Genomic DNA, 17,328 nt, shown 5'->3' on the forward strand with positions numbered 1-17,328 from the left:
TAAAGAATCTCTGTTGCAGCTGAATTCACCGCAGGGTCAGAGTCGTCACAATCGGTATCGGAGTTCTCACCGTCGCCGTCAGCGTCCACCGTGTCAGGCGTTGCCGGGTTACAGTCGTTGTCTATACCGTCGTAAAGAATCTCTGTTGCAGCTGAATTCACCGCAGGGTCAGAGTCGTCACAATCGGTATTGTCTGCCACATATCCCGAAGGTTGTGAAACAGCTACTTGGCTTACGCCTGAGTCACCAAATCCATCGCCATCAGTATCTGCATACCAAGTGGAAGCAGCAACAAGGTTAGCTGTTAAATTTAGTTCATCAACAGCCATGTCACTTCTAAAGCCACTTCCAGTCGTACCAACAAATCTTAGTTTTATAACTTGACCAGCATATGAGCTTAAATCAATAGTTTCTTGTGCCCATGCATTGCCTTGATCCCCACTTAAAGAAAATAATGAATTCCAATTAGAACCATTATCGATGGAAACTTCCAAAGCCAATGTTCCCATATTACTTCCATACATATGTCTATAGAATGTAAATGAAGGTGATGAGTAGTTTGTGAAATCAAAACAAGGGCTAATTAGATTTACTGTTGCATTGGTTCCAGGGTCTGAACCGTTTGACGCTTCAGTGTAAAAGTAATTTCCTCCACCTGTAATATCATCAGATGGCCCTGTGTTTCCAGAGGCGGTGCCACCTGAGTTTGATGTCCAATTTCCATCATCTAAAGTGTCTTGTGTCCAGTCGCCAATACCACCATCCCAATTTTCAGAATAAGGAAACGAGCTAATTGAAGTTCCAGTACATGGAACGGGGGTAGCTGTCGTAAAATATGAGGAAGAACTATATGAAGATGTGTTGGTTATACATCTGGTTCTAACTTGTACTTCGTAATCTGAGGAAGATATTAAACCAGATAATGAATAACTATTTGTTGATAAATCGGTTATTTCAGTCCACGTTCCAGAGCTGGTTAGTTTGTATCTAATATCGAAAGTAGCAGATGGTATGTTATCCCAGCTTAGATCAGCTGAAACCGTAGTTATTGAACTTGCAGATAGATTGGTAGGAGGAGTGGAACTGTTACAAGGGATTTGAATGTCAATAATTTTGAAATCGTCAAAAATAAAGCCATCAAAAGTAGTAGTTAAGTCATCTTCTCTGTTTGAGCTATCGGTTTTAAATCTAAACCTGAACTGTACATTTGATTGTCCTAATAAAAAATTATTGTCATCACTGTTAATTAGAATTTCTTCCATTACCCACTTATCCATGCTATCCCCATCATAAATAATATCTCCATTTGTTGATTGGTGGGTTCCAGTGGTTTTATTTAAGTGGTAATTTGTTAGTGATGTTGCCGCAGGTTTATTATATCTTCCACATAATGCCGTCCAGGTACCCCCGCCATTTGTGCTAGCTTCAATCTGAACCATATCATAGTTTCTCTCCAACTCCCATTTGGCGTAAAACTGCACTACAGTTTGAGTTGAACTTGATAAGTCGATAACTGAATTTAACGTAATGGTTTTATTTTCGTTATTTGCGTAAGCTCCAGAAGGAGAGTCTGTTATTGCAATTGATCCAGCGTAAGCATCAGCCGTAGTACCCCATGAACCGCCAGAGGTTGTCCAATTTGAAATATTTGTGTCGTTGTCTTGGAAGATAACTGTTGGTTGGTAGTATTTTACAAAGTTCGCTTGGTAAATTATAAAATCGCTGTTGCTTAACGTTACTTGAAATTCTATTTCGTCATTTGGTTGAATACCAGCGTCTAAAGTGTAAGGAATACTTAAATTGCGTTGTTCTAGTTTTGACCATGCAGTTTGAACAGATGGCGATGTCATTGAAGTTATATTAGCAGAAACAGGGGTAACTGTTAAAGTAATATCATCATAGGTTTTTCCTAAATATTCAACTCCAAAAGTTAAGTTTCCAGAGGTCGATGAAATATCGCTTGTGTTTAAATCGTGCAGTTTTGCAAATTTTCCGGAATGAATTGCTGAAATAAAATTCATTCTCATAGCACGTTTTGCAATTTCAGTGATTACAGTAGGAGTAGGCCAAAAATCATCACCATTTTCAGGTGCAAAAGCCAAAACATCTTTTCCTGAACCAGAACTTGTTTGTCCACCTGAAGTTACTGCTGGACCGCCCAACATCCAATCATTTACATCTCCATTCGCTTCGTACAAAGTGTTGGGTGCAGAACCATAAATATATCTGTTGTACTGTGTTAAATCATGGCATATTTTGGAATATTCATCTTCTCTACCAGAATCAGCTGCAGATACAAAGCCATTATAGGATGACGTAACAATAGAATTTAAGCCACCATGATGGTTCACGGCAACTTTTATATCGTGACTTGTTATAAATTCCTTGACGATTTGGGTTTCGGGTTCAGAACCTGCTGATGCACCACGATAGGTATTACTACTCATTGTAGGTGAGGAACCAGAATTGTCCCAGCCCCAGTAATAATCAAAGTTTCTATTTAAATCAATACCTCTGACGTTGTTTGAAGTGCTTGTAGTTCCGCTATCTGCAACGCCTGGTCTTAAGTTTTTTCGTTGTAATCCACCTCCAGAAGGTGCAATAACCTCATTCCATCTATACCCATCAGGGTTACTAATAGGCATCACATAAATTTCATGATTATCAACTAAATTCTTTATGAAGGGATCCGTGCTATAATTTTCAAGGATATACCACATAAAGTAAAACGTGTTCATTACACTACTAACCTCACGAGCGTGCATAGCACCTGTTATTAAAGTTTCGGGCTCGTTGGCTTCGTCAATGTCTGGGTTGTCAGATATTCTAACATAGTATATAGGTTGTCCTGCCCACGTTGTGCCTCCCGTAGTATTTCCATGAGTGGTAGTACCTGAAGTAGAGGCGTCCGTTCTGACTGATATTAAATTAGGATATAAGGTGCGCATCAAATCAAGCTCGGCGTAAGCTTCACTCAAGGTAAATGCTCCACCCATACTACCCAATTTGTAGTTAGTAGGTTCAACCCAATCTATTTCATCACATTCATCATGTTGCGCAGGGTTGTTTACGGTACTGGTTTTTAAGCTTAAAGTCTTACCTTGCAGTGAATTGTTATTTGATTTTTTACTAGATTTTTGAAGTCTTGCTTTTTGCTTAGCCAACTCCAATTCAGCTTTTGCCTTGGGGAGCTCGATAGCATTTCTTTCTTCGTAATACTTTGATAAGTTATCAATAATTATATTATAACTTACACCTTGACTTTGAAGAGCGAGTATTTCGGAATAACTCACTTCTAGAACCAAATTATTATTAATAAATTTTGGTCCGCAATTCAAATCTATGCCAGCCTTTTGAATTTGTTCAAGAGTATAAATAGAAGGGGTGCTTATCGATATTCTTTTTGATGCATAATCTGAGTTTTGAGAGTATGAATAATTTAGAAGCAATAAGAATGCTAAAAAAAGGAAAAGAAAATTTCGAGAGAAGGTAATTTTTTTCATCAGATTTGGGTTAATGAATTTGAGGGCTAAAATAGAATATTAATTCAAAATAATCTATGAAATGCAAAAAAAATCGATGAAATGCAATATTTTAAATATCTATAATCTTTAAAACATTGAAAAACAGTTACTTGAAATTTTAGATGTAACCTTGCTTAATTATAATGTTTTATAGGTTTTAAATTTTTTTGTAGTAATATATTTATAAATTATTAGAAAAATTATATCTTTTGTCATCAAGTTTAATTTGATAGAATTTTAAATGGGAGATTAAAAATTATAAATAGTCACGAAGATAGTTCAACATTATTAGCTTAAAATGAAAATATATTTTATCTTGGCAATCCTTTAAAAATGGTTGTGAATACAAGTAAAATTGGAATGAATCATACTCATTTTTTCCATTATAATTTTTTGTGATGACCTTTTAAATCAAATAAACTAAATTAATCATTGTAATTTCGATTGTAAACTAATAAACACATTAAAAACACTTGGTAATTCATTTAAATGTATTATTTTTGTGTAATCGATTACATAAAATATCTGAACAATGAAAGAATATGACATGAGGTATGCTTCGGGTCCTGAGGCAGTTAAACGATACGACACACAACAACTTCGCAAAGAATTTTTAATCCAAAACCTTTTTAGAGAGGACGATATCCATTGGGTTTATACACATTATGACAGGTTTATGGTGGCTGGTGTTGTACCTATGAAAAAGGGCGTTTCGCTCGAGGTCATCGACCCCTTAAAGGCTTCTTATTTTTTGGAGAGAAGAGAAATGGGCGTTATCAATATTGGTGGAGCCGGAACAATAACTGTTGATGGAACAACTCATGATATTGATAATAAAGAAGCACTTTACTTAGGTCAAGGAAACAAAAATGTTGTTTTTTCGAGTAAATCTTCGGATAGCCCTGCAAAATTCTACATCAATTCAACTCCAGCGCACAAAGCATATCCAAATAAAAAAATAGGTAAACAAGATGTTGAGACTATTGAACTTGGTTCTCCTGAAACGGCTAATGCCCGTACGTTAAGAAAATATATAGTAAATAGCGTGGTAGATGTATGCCAGTTGCAAATGGGTATGACGTCCATAAAAACGGGCAGCAGTTGGAATACCATGCCAGCCCACGTACATGACAGAAGAATGGAGGTTTATTTTTACTTTGAGGTTCCTTCCGATCAAGCTGTTTGCCATTTCATGGGTGAGCCAACCGAGACCAGACATATTTGGATGGGCAATAACGAAGCTGTAATTTCACCTCCATGGTCAATTCATTCAGGTTCAGGAACTAGTGCTTATAGCTTTATTTGGGGCATGGCAGGAGAAAATTTGGATTATGGCGATATGGATGTTTGTAAAATTAATGAATTAAGGTAAAATTATGTCTATAAACTTATTTGACCTTACAGGAAAAGTGGCATTAATCACGGGTGGAACGCACGGTTTAGGTATGGCCATGGCGATGGGACTTGGTAAAGCGGGTGCAACTTTGGTTGTGAACGGAGCTTCTTCTCAAGAAAAATTGGACAAAGCAGTTGCGGAATATAAGTCGGAAGGACTGAACGTTTACGGTTATCTGTTTGATGTCACTGATGAATCTCAAGTAATTGAAAATATCAACAAGATTGAAAAGGAAGTTGGCCAAATCGGTATTCTGGTAAACAACGCCGGAATTATTAAAAGAACCCCTTTGGAAGATATGGAAGTTTCCGATTTCGAGCAAGTTATAAAAGTCGACTTGGTAAGTCCATTCATCATGTCAAAACATGTCGTAAAAGGCATGATACAAAGAGGTGAAGGTAAGATTATCAATATCTGCTCCATGATGAGTGAGCTTGGAAGGAATACCGTTGGAGCATATGCAGCAGCAAAAGGAGGCTTAAAAATGTTGACCAGAAATATGGCAACAGAATGGTCCAAACACAATGTTCAAGTAAACGGCATTGGCCCAGGATATTTTGCTACGAGTCAAACCGCGCCAATTCGTGTTGATGGGCATCCATTTAATGATTTTATTATAGGAAGAACTCCAGCAGGGCGTTGGGGAGACCCAGAAGATTTACAGGGTGCTGCCATCTTTCTTGCCTCAAAGGCCAGCGATTTTGTAAGCGGACAGATTGTATATGTTGATGGAGGTATTTTGGCAACTATTGGAAAACCAGCTAACGAAAACTAAATAACAAACTAATTTCACTAAAAAATGAGTAAGACATTTATTCACGATAATTTTTTATTGGAAAATAAATACGCCGAAGAATTATATCATAATTATTCGAAAAACCAACCAATAATAGATTATCACAACCATTTACCTCCGCAACAAATTGCAGAGGACAAAACCTTCAGCAACATTACTAATGTTTGGATTAATGGCGACCATTACAAATGGCGAGCCATGAGAACACTTGGTGTAAACGAAAAATTTATAACGGGTGATGGTTCAGATAAAGATAAGTTTTTAAACTGGGCTAAAACTGTGCCTTATACCATGCGTAATCCACTTTATCATTGGACGCATTTAGAATTGGCCAGATATTTTGGTGTTACGGATTTGTTAAGTGAGAAGACCGCTGAAAAAGTATGGGATATCACTCAAGAAAAGTTAAATTCTGATGGTTATAGTTGCAGAGGCTTGCTCAAAAAAGTTAATGCCGAATTGGTTTGTACTACCGAAGACCCGATTGACACATTGCCATATCACCAAAAAATGGCTAAAGAAGATTTGGGCTTTAAGGTTAGTACAGCTTTTAGACCTGATAAGGCCATTTTAATCTCAGGAGAAGGCTACAAAGGGTATTTGGAAGAATTGGGAAAATCAGCGGGAGTTGAGATTAAATCTTTTTCAAGTTTATGCGATGCCCTAAGAAACAGAATACAGTTTTTCCATGATAATGGCTGTAGATTGTGTGATCACGGATTAAATCAAATTTATTTTGAAAACTACACTGAAAGCGAAGCTGATTCAATTCTCAAAAAGTATATTTCAGGAAAAACTTTGTCAAATGAAGAAGAACTGAAATTCCAAAGTGCTGTATTGGTTTACTTATCTGAAACTTACCATGAGTTTGGTTGGGTTCAGCAGTTTCATTTAGGGGCATTAAGAAACAACAATGCCCGTATGCACCGAATTTTGGGACCAGATACAGGGTGGGATTCCATAGGTGATTATCCACAAGCTGAAAAACTAGCAGCATTTTTAAATGCTTTGGACACAAAGGATAAATTAACAAAAACCATACTCTATAATTTGAATCCTGCAGACAACGAAGTTATGGCAACCATGATAGGTAACTTTAACGATGGTAGCGTAAAGGGAAAAGTACAATGGGGTTCCGGATGGTGGTTTTTAGACCAAAAAGATGGTATGACCAAGCAAATGAATGCCCTTTCTAATATGGGATTAATAAGTTGTTTTATTGGTATGCTTACCGATTCACGTAGCTTCTTGTCATTTCCAAGACATGAATATTTCAGACGTTTACTTTGTAACCTTTTAGGAGATGAAATTCAACGAGGTGAACTTCCAAAAGAGGAAATGGAATGGATTGGTAAAATCGTTTCCGATATTAGTTATAATAATGCCAAAGAATATTTCAATTTTAAATAAAGCATTGCTTAACCAAGGTAAGTTTTTACAAGATTAGCTGTGCAAACTAAACTAAATTAATTATGAGTGAAACAAAAAAGATAGGTAACTATCGTTACAGGATTTTAGCACTATTAATGTTTGCTACAACCATCAACTATTTTGATAGAAGTATTATAGGTGTGATGGCACCAACTTTAGAAAAATTGTTCGGATGGACGAATACTGATTATGCAAACATAATGATATCTTTTAAAGTGGCGTATGCTATCGGTATGCTTTCAATGGGTGGCTTAATAGATCGTCTTGGCACTAAAAAGGGATATGTTTTGTCAATCGGGCTATGGAGTTTGTTTGGTATGCTTCATGCTGTAGTGCGTCCTGGTTGGAGTGTTATTGGTTTTGCAGCGGCTAGATTTGGTTTAGGTTTTGGTGAATCTGGAAACTTCCCAGCAGCAATTAAAACCACCGCAGAATGGTTTCCTAAAAAGGACCGCGCATTCGCAACAGGTTTGTTCAACGCCGCAACCAGTGTTGGTGCTATTGCCGCTCCTTTTGTTGTGGGTTGGATTGTCCACGAAAATGGTAAAAACTGGCAAATCCCGTTTTTAATCACTGGTGCTTTAAGTGCATTGTGGGTTTTTTTATGGTTCAGAACCTACAAAAAGCCAGAAGTTCATCCACGCCTATCAAAAGAGGAACTGGATTACATACAAAGCGATTCTGGTAAAGTAGAATCTGAAGAAAAATTGCCATGGAGCAGTGTGTTGGGAAAACGCCAAACATGGGCATTTGGATTGGCAAAGGTTACTGACGCCGTATGGTGGTTCTACTTATTTTGGGGGGCAAAATTCTTGCACGATACTTTTGGTGTGAATATTCATGATATAGCATTGCCATTTTTTGTGATTTATATTATGGCTGATGGCGGAAGTATTTTAGGTGGTTACCTTTCAGGGGTGTTTATGAGAAAAGGTTGGTCTGTCAACAAAGCAAGAAAAACAACATTGTTAATATGTGCTTTAATAATCTTACCCGTTGCCATAGTGGCTATTACGGATAATAAGTGGTTGGCCATTTTCTTAATTGGACTAGGGGCTGCAGGGCACCAAGCATGGTCTGCTAATATTTTCACTCTGGCTTCTGATGTGTTTCCTAAAAAAGCTACAGCATCAGTTGTTGGAATTGGTGGAATGATTGGAGCCGTTGCAGGTATTATTGCTGATGCCTTACTGGGCTCTGTTTTAGATCAGGCAGGAAACTCAGGTTATTTCTGGGCATTTTTGGTAGCTGGTTCATGTTACCTAATCATATTAGGATTGGTACATTTATTAATGCCTAAAATGACACCGCTTGATGAAAATTTAAACCTAATTAAAGAGTAGAAAATTAGGTTTGTTAAAAAATGAACAATTATTGATTTTAGAGTTTTAAAGAAAAATGAAAAAACTAAATAGAGCAAACTTAGGACTAGAAGCAAAACGTCCTATTAAAATAGTGCAGTTTGGCGAAGGTAACTTTTTGAGGGCCTTTATTGATTATGCTTTTCAAGAATTAAATAAAAAAGCAAATTTTAATGCGGGGATTGCCGTTGTTCAGCCTATAGATAGAGGTCTTGTTAAGATGTTGAATGACCAAGATGGTTTGTATACACTTTTTATGAAAGGTGTAAAAAAAGGAAAGGAAATTCAGGAAGTAGAGCTGATTGATAACATTGTAAAAGCAGTAGACCCTTATGCTGATTTCAGTGATTATTTAAGCTTGGCCAAAGAAGAGTCGTTGGAATTTGTCATTTCCAATACCACTGAGGCTGGAATTGCATACGTAAGTTCTGATACTGCTAACATGCAACCACCAAGTTCATTTCCAGCAAAACTAACCGTACTCTTGCATGAAAGGTTTAAACATTTTAATGGTGACGCCAGTAAAGGTTTGACCATTATACCATGTGAACTTATTAACCATAATTCTGAAACCTTGAAGGAAATCATTTTAAAATACATTTCAGATTGGAATTTGGGTGATGATTTTAAAAACTGGATTTTAGAAAGCAATGCGTTCCATAGCACATTGGTGGATAGAATTGTGCCAGGTTATCCAAAAGATGAAATTGAGGAATATAACGCACAACTTGATTATGCCGATAATTTAATAGTAGCTGCGGAAGTGTTTTTATTGTGGGTTATAGAAGGCGGTGATGACCTGAAGGCAAAGCTTCCATTTGATAAGACAGATTTGGATGTTAAGATTGTTGATGACATGCAGCCGTACCGTACAAGAAAAGTGCGTATTTTAAACGGTGCACATACTGCAATGGTGCCATTCTCTTATCTTTATGGTAACAGAACTGTAAAACAATCTGTAGATAATGATTTTACAGGTAAATTTATAAACGAGGCTGTTTTCAACGAGATTATTGATACCTTGGAAATGGACAGAAATGAATTGAACAGTTTCGCTGATGAAATATTCGACCGTTTTAGAAATCCATTTATAATTCATAACTTATCAAGCATTGCCTTAAACTCCATTTCAAAATTCACCGTAAGGGTATTGCCAAGTTTATTGGGCTATGTTGATGTTCATGGTAAAATTCCAACCAATTTAACATTTGCTTTTGCTTGTTTAATACGCTTCTATAAAGGCACTTGGAATGGTGAAACACTTCCGGTACAAGATGGTGATGATATTGTAGCTAACTTTGCTAAAATTTGGGAATCCAATGATTTTGATAAAGTGGCAAACCAAGCGCTTAGCATAGAAGAATATTGGGGGCAAGATTTAACGAAAGTTGCAAACTTAACCGATGCCGTTGCCTTAGCTTTAAAAGAAATTGAAGCTAATGGAATAGAAGAAGGTTTTGCTAATTACAGTAAAACCTACTAGAGAAAAGTAAAAATTAATGCAATTTTAGGGATGCAAAAGAAACTTATAAAAGTAAATTCATCAGACAACGTTGCTGTTGCTTTGGTCAATTTAAAAGCTGGAGAGGTTATACCTTTTGAAGGAGAAGACATTAAGATTCTTTCGGATGTCAAATCAAAGCACAAAATAGCTTTGGAAAGGTTTGAGTCTGGAGACAGGATCATTATGTATGGTGTTTTGGTTGGTTCTGCAAATGGCGCCATTGAAAAAGGGGATGTGCTGACCATCAATAATGTGAAACATCAAAGTGAAAAGGTATTTGGTAAAACAGAATCTTTTAGTTGGACACCGCCAAATGTAGAGAAGTGGAAAGAAAGAACCTTTATGGGTTACCACAGGGAAGATGGGCAGGTTGGAACAGAAAACGTTTGGTTGTTTTTTCCGTTGGTCTTCTGCGAAAACAAAAACATTGAAAAACTCAAGGAAATATTTGAAAAGGAACTTTTAAAGAAAAAAGTAAATCCGCACCAAATGTTGTTACGCTCATTGGTAAGTGGAGGTGATGATGTTGATGTTGTTGAGGAATCTAAAGATGTTTTTGAAAATCTGGACGTAAAATTTATTACACATCCTGGAGGTTGCGGAGGTATTCGTCAAGATTCAGAAGTATTGGCTAAACTTTTGGCTGGTTACGTTAACAATCCTAACGTAGCGGGGGCTACTGTATTAAGCTTAGGATGCCAAAATTTACAGATAAGTATTTTTAAGGACGCGTTAGATGCCATTAACCCAAACTTAAATAAGCCTGTTTTAATATACGAACAGCAACAAATGGGTACAGTAGATGAAATGCTTTCAACCATAGTTAAGGATTCGTTTTTGGCCATGAAAGAAGCCAATAAAATTGAACGTAAACCCGCATCGTTATCTAAATTAAAAGTTGGTTTAGAATGTGGAGGTTCTGATGGTTTTTCAGGTATTTCCGCAAACCCTACTTTGGGAGCAGTTTCAGATTTATTGGTAGCTTTAAAGGGTACCGCTGTTTTAGCCGAATTCCCTGAGCTATGTGGTGTGGAACAAGAATTGGTTAACCGATGTGTGAACGACAAAGATGGCGAGAAATTTTTAGAACTGATGAAGTCCTATGAAAAATCGGTTGTCGCTGCAGGTTCTGGTTTTGATATGAACCCGTCACCAGGAAACATTAAAGATGGATTGATTACCGACGCCATGAAGTCGGCCGGAGCCGCCAAAAAAGGAGGAACTTCGCCTGTAGTTAGTGTGTTGGACTATGCTGAATATATACATGAGCCTGGGTTAAACTTATTGTGTACCCCAGGAAACGATGTAGAGAGCACAACTGGTCTAGTAGGTTCTGGAGCTAATGTAGTGTTGTTTACAACAGGTTTAGGTACACCAACTGGAAACCCTATAGCGCCAATAATCAAAGTGTCTTCAAATACCGAACTAAAAGAAAAAATGTCCGATATTATAGACATTGAAACTGGAGCAGTAATACGGGGAGAAAAAACAATCGATGAGATGGCTGAAGAAATGTTGGATTTCATCATTGAGGTGGCTAGCGGAAGAATAAAAACCAAAGCCAAACTGTTGAGCCAAGACGACTTTATTCCTTGGAAAAGGGGTGTTTCTTTATAAAATAAAATTAAGTGTTAAAAAAAAGGCCAAGATTAATCTTGGCCTTTTTTTTATTGTAAGCTTTTAAATTTTAGACTGTTATAGCAGAAGATTTTGAAAGAGAAGATTTTCTGATCATTAATTCAGGGCTTAAAACCACATGCTTTTCAGATTTTACGTTATTGCCATTTTCAACTTCCTCCAAAAACACTTTAGCTGCAATTCGACCCATCTCAGTAGGGGACTGGTCAACTGAAGTTATTGAAAGCTCCATAAACTTTGTAAAAGGTTCGTTACTAAAACCAACAACGCTAATATCCTCAGGAATTCTCAATCCTTGGTCTAAAATTTCTTTAATGGCTCCAAGTGCCGAAAAATCACTCACGGAAAAAATAGCATCGGGCGGTGTCTCCATAGCCAAAAGTTTTTGAGTCACTTTTCTGCCATCAGGTACTTTACTATAACATTCTATAACCAAACTTTCATCAAATTCAATTCCATTATCAATCAAAGCCTGTTTGTAGCCCAAATACCTATTTTTGAATATTTCCATATCCCTATTATTGGATAAATGGGCAATTCGTTTTTTTCCTTGGTCAATTAGGTGTTGAGTTGCATCGTAAGCCCCTTTAAAGTCATCAATAACCACTGAGCTTACGCCTTTAATATCTTTCTTTCTATCAAAAAATATGAGCGGTACATTTTTTTTAATAAGGTTATTAAAAATGTCATCCTCTATAACCTTTGTATCCGTGTCTGGATTTACAATATCGGCATCATTGACATTAGATACAGACATAATTACACCATCTACTTGCGCATTGAGCAAAGAATTGATATTTGTCAATTCCAGACTTTTTTGATCGTGGGTTTGGCAAATAATAACATGGTAGCCCATAGGGTATAATTCCTCTTCTATTCCACGAATTACAGAAGCAAAGAAATTAGAATCAATTCGAGGAACAATAACACCAACATTATAGCTTTTACCACTTTTTAATGCTTGAGCTAATCTGTTTTGCTCATAATTCATTTTTGCGGCCGTTTTAAGTACCAGTTCTCTGGTGGCTTCACTTATTTTCGGGTTATTGTTTAATGCTCTTGAAACTGTGGCAGCAGTAATATTAAGTTTTTTTGCAATATCGTAAATGGTGGTTTTTTTACTCATAAGCCTTAAAAATGATGAGGCGAAAATACGCTTTTTTTGTAATAATTATGGCAAAGTATTCATGAAGTGTTTTTGGGTGCTGAGTAATCGATTACATAAATATAGTATTTTATTTTAAATAAGAACTAAAATCAACAAAAATATTGAAATATCCATATATGCTTTAGTTGAGAGGCAAACAATGAGAATTGAAAATTTAACATTAATTTTATTTTAAGAGACACTAAATTTCCTTATTATTGTAATCGATTACATTATATGTATGTCAACGTAATATAAATTTATTAACTAAATGAAAAAATTAAAAGGACTATTTATATTAACGATTGGACTTACTTTTTTTACTGCTTGTAGTAGTGACAGTGATGCTGTTGAAGAAACGAACGATATTAAGGTAAAGACAATTGTTATTAATGGTAGCAATATTACTAATGGCACAGCCAAACAGCTTACGTTAGACGTATTACCGAATAATGCTACTGATAAGTCTGTTACTTGGAGTGTTTCAGACGAAAATGTTGCTTCGATTTCAAATACTGGACTTTTAAGCCCTATTAAAAATGGCACTATAATAGTTACCGCTACAGCAAATGATGGCTCTGGTGTTTCAGATAAAAAAGCTGTAAATATTTCAGGTGTTACTGCGCCAGTTGTTCTTGTTGAAAGTATTAATATTATTGGAAATAATATTAATGATGGTAAGCCTTTACAATTTACGGTTGAAGTTTTACCAACCAACGCTACTAACAAAGTAGTAACTTGGTCGGTTTCAGATAATACTGTGGCAGCCATTGGTAATGACGGGCTATTGACTCCAAAAAAGAATGGAACTATAAAGGTTACAGCTTCATCTATTGACGGCAGTGGCATTAAAGGTGAATTGGATATTACTATTTCTGGAATTGCAATTACCATATTAAGAGCTGAGAATGTTTTACTCTTCCAAAGAAACAATGGAGGTTGGCCTAAGTACCATAATGATTTTTCAGGTTATGATAGAGAACAAAATGCAACAGAGCTTGCCGAAGCGGCAAGGAAAGATAAGGTTGATACCACGATAGATAACAACCATACCATTGGTGAAATTAGAATTTTGCTAACCTCTTATCAGGTATCTGGTAATCAAGCTTATTTAGATGCCGCAATTAGAGGTATAGATTGGGTTTTCGAAGCTCAGTATGATAATGGCGGATGGCCTCAAATTTATCCAATTCAGCCAACGGGTTATAGTAGGCACATAACGTTTAATGACAATGCAATGAGCAATGTTATGAATTTAATGCGAGATATTTTCTTGAGACAAAATAACCTAAATTTAATAGATGAAAGTTATGTAGCGCAAGCGCAAACAGCTTTTGACAAAGGTATTCAAGTTATTTTGGACACTCAAGTTATAATTAACGGTGCAAAAACAGCCTGGTGTGCGCAGCATGATGCCGTTACTTTAGCGCCAGCAGATGCAAGGGATTATGAATTGGCCTCAAATAGCGGATCTGAATCAGTTGGTGTTGCAAGATTATTAATGACTTTAGATAATCCATCATCAGAAGTAATTGATGCCGTAAACAGTGCAGTAGCTTGGTTTGAAGCTGTTAAGATTGTTGGCTATGCTTTAGTGGATCAAGGTGGTGATAAAGTGTTGGTAGAAGCTCCGGGCAATGAAATATGGGCTAGATTTTACACTTTAGATAATTATGCAGGTCATGAATATGAGTCATTATTTAATACATTTGGACCTAATGAGCCGTTTTTCTGTAGTAGAAAGTCAGATAGCGAGGGTGGTGGACCAAGAAAAACAATAGCAGAGATAAGTTTCGAGCGTAGAAATGGTTACGCCTGGTATGGCACATGGCCGAAAAATTTAATAAGTTCAGAATACGCGGCTTGGAAGAATAAGCATGGTATTTAATTTTTATTTGAGTTAGTAGTTGAAAAAAGCCGCTTAATCAAGCGGCTTTTTTATTTTTAGTCAATTTAATTTCTTTTATAAGGCTTTATAACACGTTTAGCCAATTCTAAATCTTGCGCAATAATTTCATTCAATACAATTTCAGCCATTTTTCTAGCACCAAATTCTGTAAAGTGTGTATTGTCTGGGTAGCCATCGGGAAATTTGAAATACTCGCCTGGTTCAAAATACATATAAAGATATCTTGAACATTCTTTTCCCATTTTATCAAGAAGTTCGCGGCTTTTTGTGTCCAAATCTATGAAAGGTACATTTAATTCTTCAGCAACCTCTAAAAGAGCTTGTAAGTATGGCGCATGAGATTCTTCAGCTTTACCTTCAGAATCAAATTTCCATCGGGTAACTGGGCTTATAATTATAGGATTGGCGCCATTAGCTCGCGTTTCGTTAATGTATTTTTCAATATATCTTTTATACTCCTCAGGTGTTGTTTTTCTATCTGGATGGTTTTTGGAGTTCTGCGCATCGTTGTGTCCAAATTGTATCAAAACATAATCGTCTGTTTTCAAAGAATCGACAATGGGTTGCCAACGGTTTTCTTGGATAAACGAGCGCGAACTTCTTCCACCTTTGGCATGATTTTCAATGATTACGGTATCATCAAAAAAATGGACAAACGGCATGCCCCAACCTTCTTGGGGAAATTGGCTTTCATCATATAAACACATAGTGGAGTCACCCACAAGATAAATTTTGATTTTTTGTTCTTCTTGAGCATAGGCTAAATGCGAAAAGAAAAGTAGGAGAAAAATGTATTTTAGAACGTTATTTTTCATTTTTTAAAGTTTTATTTAGAAAATTTACGGTATAGCTTAATGTGGTTTCGAACCAAGGATGGACCAGCCAAAAGGAATGTGGACTTTCAGGAAGCGTATGGACTTCACTATAAATACCATGTTTGTTTAATATGTTAATCATATCATCACGTCCGGCATGAAAGCGCGCATGCGAGCTGTTAATAAAAAGAATAGGTGGTGTATTTGCTCCAATATATTCAAGTGGCGATGCTTCTTTCCAGGTTTTAAAATTTTCATCTTTTTCACCGTTTAGCCAAATGCCTCCCATCGATTTTTTTCCTGGTTTAGACTCAGCTGAAGCCTCCGGGTGAACAAACGATACAATGCCATCAACATTTACAATGGCTTGCACTTCATTTGATATTTTTTCATCAGTATTATATAAATTTGAATCTGGAGTTACTCCAATGAGTGTAGCAAGCTGCGCCCCAGCCGATGCTCCCAACACGGCAATTTTATCTGGATTTATATTATATTTTTTTGCATTTTTTTTTGTCCAAACAATGGCATCCTTTAAATCGTTTACTCCGGCAGGATAAGGGGCTTCAAGCCCTAATCGGTAAGCAACAGAAATACCCACATAGCCATTTAAGGCTAAATGTTGCGCCATGATGCGTTCATTTTCCTTGCTTCCCGTAAGCCAACCGCCACCATGAATGAGTAAAACCGCTGGAAATGTTTCTTTTCGGTTATTCGTATTAGGAATATAAACGTCTAACTTTAGTTTTGATGTTGGCGTTTTTTTATAGACAATATCTTCTTTGTACTTGAATTTGTCTGAAACCAACGGCACTATTGGCTTGATATTTGGGTAATACTTTTTTAGTTTTTGATAGGTGTTTTCTATGGTATAAGGTTGATAGTCTTCCTTTTTTTGGGCGAAAAGCGTGCTTCCAAAAATTAATAAAACCCCAAATGAGCACAGAAACCTCTTCATCATTATTTATTGTTTGAATCTGAATTTATTTCTTTTAAACCATCAAAAACCAAACCAGCCACAACGGTAGCACCTTTTGGTTGAAAATGAGTGTTGTCCCTTTGCCCGTCAGGGTAAGCTTCATAAGTGTTGGGTGGCAAATTCATAAAGTAATTTTGAGATACAAAGTCTTTTCCTTTCTTCGTAAAAAATTCTCTAGACTTTAAGTTTAAATCGATAAGACAAACGTTCATTTCTTTGGCAACATCTTTTGGAGCTTTATCGTATTCGCCGTGAACATCTTCCAGCTTATCATCTTTCCAAGGGTAGTTTCTAGCCACAGGAGTTAAAATAATGGGAATGGCACCTTTCTGCCTTGTTTGGCTGACATACAACCTTAAAAATTCCTTGTAACCTTCAATATTTACATAGCGTTCGGGTTTGCTTTCGGCAGCATCGTTGTGCCCAAATTGCATGATAACAATATCACCTTTTTTAAGGTTTTCATAAACGGCACGCCATCTGCCTTCTTGAAAAAAAGTGCGGGTGCTTCGTCCGCCGCGTGCTCTATCATCAACTAAAACACTATCTGTTTTAATGAGGTTTTTTAACTGATTTAAACTATCTGAAACCAAAAAAGGTTGAAAAACCTGTCCCCAACCAGTAACGGGGTATCTGGTTTTCATATAATCTTTTCCAATATCATAATCACCTGTATAATTGGCCATAGTAGAATCGCCGATAAGGTAAACTGTGGTTACAGTTTTCAATTCTTCAACAACAACTTCCGATTCCTTTTTTGAATTGCACGAGGTAACGTTAAGAAAAAGAACGGTTAATAAAACGGGGATTAAATTTTTAGGTATCATT

Annotated in this window: 12 protein-coding genes; 7 read left to right on the forward strand and 5 right to left on the reverse strand. The window is 36.5% G+C overall.

The window, feature by feature from the left end:
• On the reverse strand, nucleotides 1-3,503 hold a 3,503-nt coding region (locus tag WJN01_RS06305), incomplete at its 3' end, for a M14 family zinc carboxypeptidase (protein WP_445196305.1).
• A gap of 553 nt (nucleotides 3,504-4,056) precedes the next feature.
• On the opposite strand from WJN01_RS06305, the gene kduI reads away from it, so the two are divergent.
• From kduI to WJN01_RS06335, 6 genes are all read left to right on the forward strand, one after another.
• A complete protein-coding gene (gene kduI / locus WJN01_RS06310; RefSeq protein WP_445196306.1) occupies nucleotides 4,057-4,896 on the forward strand; it encodes a 5-dehydro-4-deoxy-D-glucuronate isomerase in 840 nt (279 codons plus the stop codon).
• Between the two features lie 4 nt (nucleotides 4,897-4,900).
• Nucleotides 4,901-5,695 carry a gluconate 5-dehydrogenase gene (locus WJN01_RS06315; protein ID WP_445196307.1) on the forward strand — a complete coding sequence of 265 codons (795 nt, stop codon included), beginning with the start codon at nucleotides 4,901-4,903 and terminating at the stop codon, nucleotides 5,693-5,695.
• 24 nt (nucleotides 5,696-5,719) lie between these two features.
• The gene (gene uxaC / locus WJN01_RS06320) at nucleotides 5,720-7,126 is read left to right on the forward strand and encodes a glucuronate isomerase (RefSeq protein ID WP_445196308.1); all 1,407 of its coding nucleotides are present in this window, start codon (nucleotides 5,720-5,722) and stop codon (nucleotides 7,124-7,126) included.
• A gap of 62 nt (nucleotides 7,127-7,188) precedes the next feature.
• Nucleotides 7,189-8,490, forward strand: coding sequence for an MFS transporter (locus tag WJN01_RS06325; RefSeq protein ID WP_445196309.1), 1,302 nt, complete (start codon nucleotides 7,189-7,191; stop codon nucleotides 8,488-8,490).
• Between the two features lie 55 nt (nucleotides 8,491-8,545).
• The gene (locus WJN01_RS06330) at nucleotides 8,546-9,991 is read left to right on the forward strand and encodes a tagaturonate reductase (RefSeq protein ID WP_445196310.1); all 1,446 of its coding nucleotides are present in this window, start codon (nucleotides 8,546-8,548) and stop codon (nucleotides 9,989-9,991) included.
• Nucleotides 9,992-10,021: 30 nt separating this feature from the next.
• On the forward strand, nucleotides 10,022-11,629 hold the full coding sequence (locus WJN01_RS06335; protein ID WP_445196311.1) for a UxaA family hydrolase: 1,608 nt from the start codon (nucleotides 10,022-10,024) through the stop codon (nucleotides 11,627-11,629).
• A 70-nt stretch (nucleotides 11,630-11,699) separates the two neighbouring features.
• Here the strand turns inward: WJN01_RS06335 and WJN01_RS06340 are convergent, their stop codons facing one another.
• The gene (locus tag WJN01_RS06340) at nucleotides 11,700-12,776 is read right to left on the reverse strand and encodes a LacI family DNA-binding transcriptional regulator (RefSeq protein ID WP_445196312.1); all 1,077 of its coding nucleotides are present in this window, start codon (nucleotides 12,774-12,776) and stop codon (nucleotides 11,700-11,702) included.
• Between the two features lie 292 nt (nucleotides 12,777-13,068).
• On the opposite strand from WJN01_RS06340, the gene pelA reads away from it, so the two are divergent.
• Entirely contained in the window at nucleotides 13,069-14,685 is a 1,617-nt protein-coding gene (gene pelA / locus WJN01_RS06345; RefSeq protein ID WP_445196313.1) for a pectate lyase, read from the forward strand.
• 65 nt (nucleotides 14,686-14,750) lie between these two features.
• On the opposite strand, the gene WJN01_RS06350 is transcribed toward pelA, so the two are convergent.
• The 3 genes from WJN01_RS06350 to WJN01_RS06360 are packed head-to-tail and all read right to left on the reverse strand — an operon-like array spanning nucleotide 14,751 to nucleotide 17,327.
• The gene (locus WJN01_RS06350; RefSeq protein WP_445196314.1) at nucleotides 14,751-15,521 is read right to left on the reverse strand and encodes a rhamnogalacturonan acetylesterase; all 771 of its coding nucleotides are present in this window, start codon (nucleotides 15,519-15,521) and stop codon (nucleotides 14,751-14,753) included.
• Nucleotides 15,511-16,482: an alpha/beta hydrolase fold domain-containing protein gene (locus WJN01_RS06355; RefSeq protein WP_445196315.1), complete on the reverse strand. Its 972-nt coding sequence runs from the start codon at nucleotides 16,480-16,482 to the stop codon at nucleotides 15,511-15,513. Before WJN01_RS06355 ends, WJN01_RS06350 begins: the two co-directional genes overlap by 11 nt.
• Nucleotides 16,482-17,327 carry a rhamnogalacturonan acetylesterase gene (locus WJN01_RS06360; RefSeq protein WP_445196316.1) on the reverse strand — a complete coding sequence of 282 codons (846 nt, stop codon included), beginning with the start codon at nucleotides 17,325-17,327 and terminating at the stop codon, nucleotides 16,482-16,484. Before WJN01_RS06360 ends, WJN01_RS06355 begins: the two co-directional genes overlap by 1 nt.
• Nucleotide 17,328: the final 1 nt, after the last annotated feature.

The organism is Tamlana sedimenti (assembly GCF_038148895.1).
Lineage (GTDB): Bacteria > Bacteroidota > Bacteroidia > Flavobacteriales > Flavobacteriaceae > Tamlana.

Excerpts from the sequence above, each read along its gene's own strand:
- pelA (WP_445196313.1), top strand. The coding sequence starts at position 13,069 with ATGAAAAAATTAAAAGGACTATTTATATTAACGATTGGACTTACTTTT.
- WJN01_RS06355 (WP_445196315.1), bottom strand. The coding sequence starts at position 16,482 with ATGATGAAGAGGTTTCTGTGCTCATTTGGGGTTTTATTAATTTTTGGA.
- WJN01_RS06360 (WP_445196316.1), bottom strand. The coding sequence starts at position 17,327 with ATGATACCTAAAAATTTAATCCCCGTTTTATTAACCGTTCTTTTTCTT.
- kduI (WP_445196306.1), top strand. The coding sequence starts at position 4,057 with ATGAAAGAATATGACATGAGGTATGCTTCGGGTCCTGAGGCAGTTAAA.
- WJN01_RS06335 (WP_445196311.1), top strand. The coding sequence starts at position 10,022 with ATGCAAAAGAAACTTATAAAAGTAAATTCATCAGACAACGTTGCTGTT.
- WJN01_RS06340 (WP_445196312.1), bottom strand. The coding sequence starts at position 12,776 with ATGAGTAAAAAAACCACCATTTACGATATTGCAAAAAAACTTAATATT.
- WJN01_RS06315 (WP_445196307.1), top strand. The coding sequence starts at position 4,901 with ATGTCTATAAACTTATTTGACCTTACAGGAAAAGTGGCATTAATCACG.
- WJN01_RS06330 (WP_445196310.1), top strand. The coding sequence starts at position 8,546 with ATGAAAAAACTAAATAGAGCAAACTTAGGACTAGAAGCAAAACGTCCT.
- WJN01_RS06325 (WP_445196309.1), top strand. The coding sequence starts at position 7,189 with ATGAGTGAAACAAAAAAGATAGGTAACTATCGTTACAGGATTTTAGCA.
- WJN01_RS06350 (WP_445196314.1), bottom strand. The coding sequence starts at position 15,521 with ATGAAAAATAACGTTCTAAAATACATTTTTCTCCTACTTTTCTTTTCG.
- uxaC (WP_445196308.1), top strand. The coding sequence starts at position 5,720 with ATGAGTAAGACATTTATTCACGATAATTTTTTATTGGAAAATAAATAC.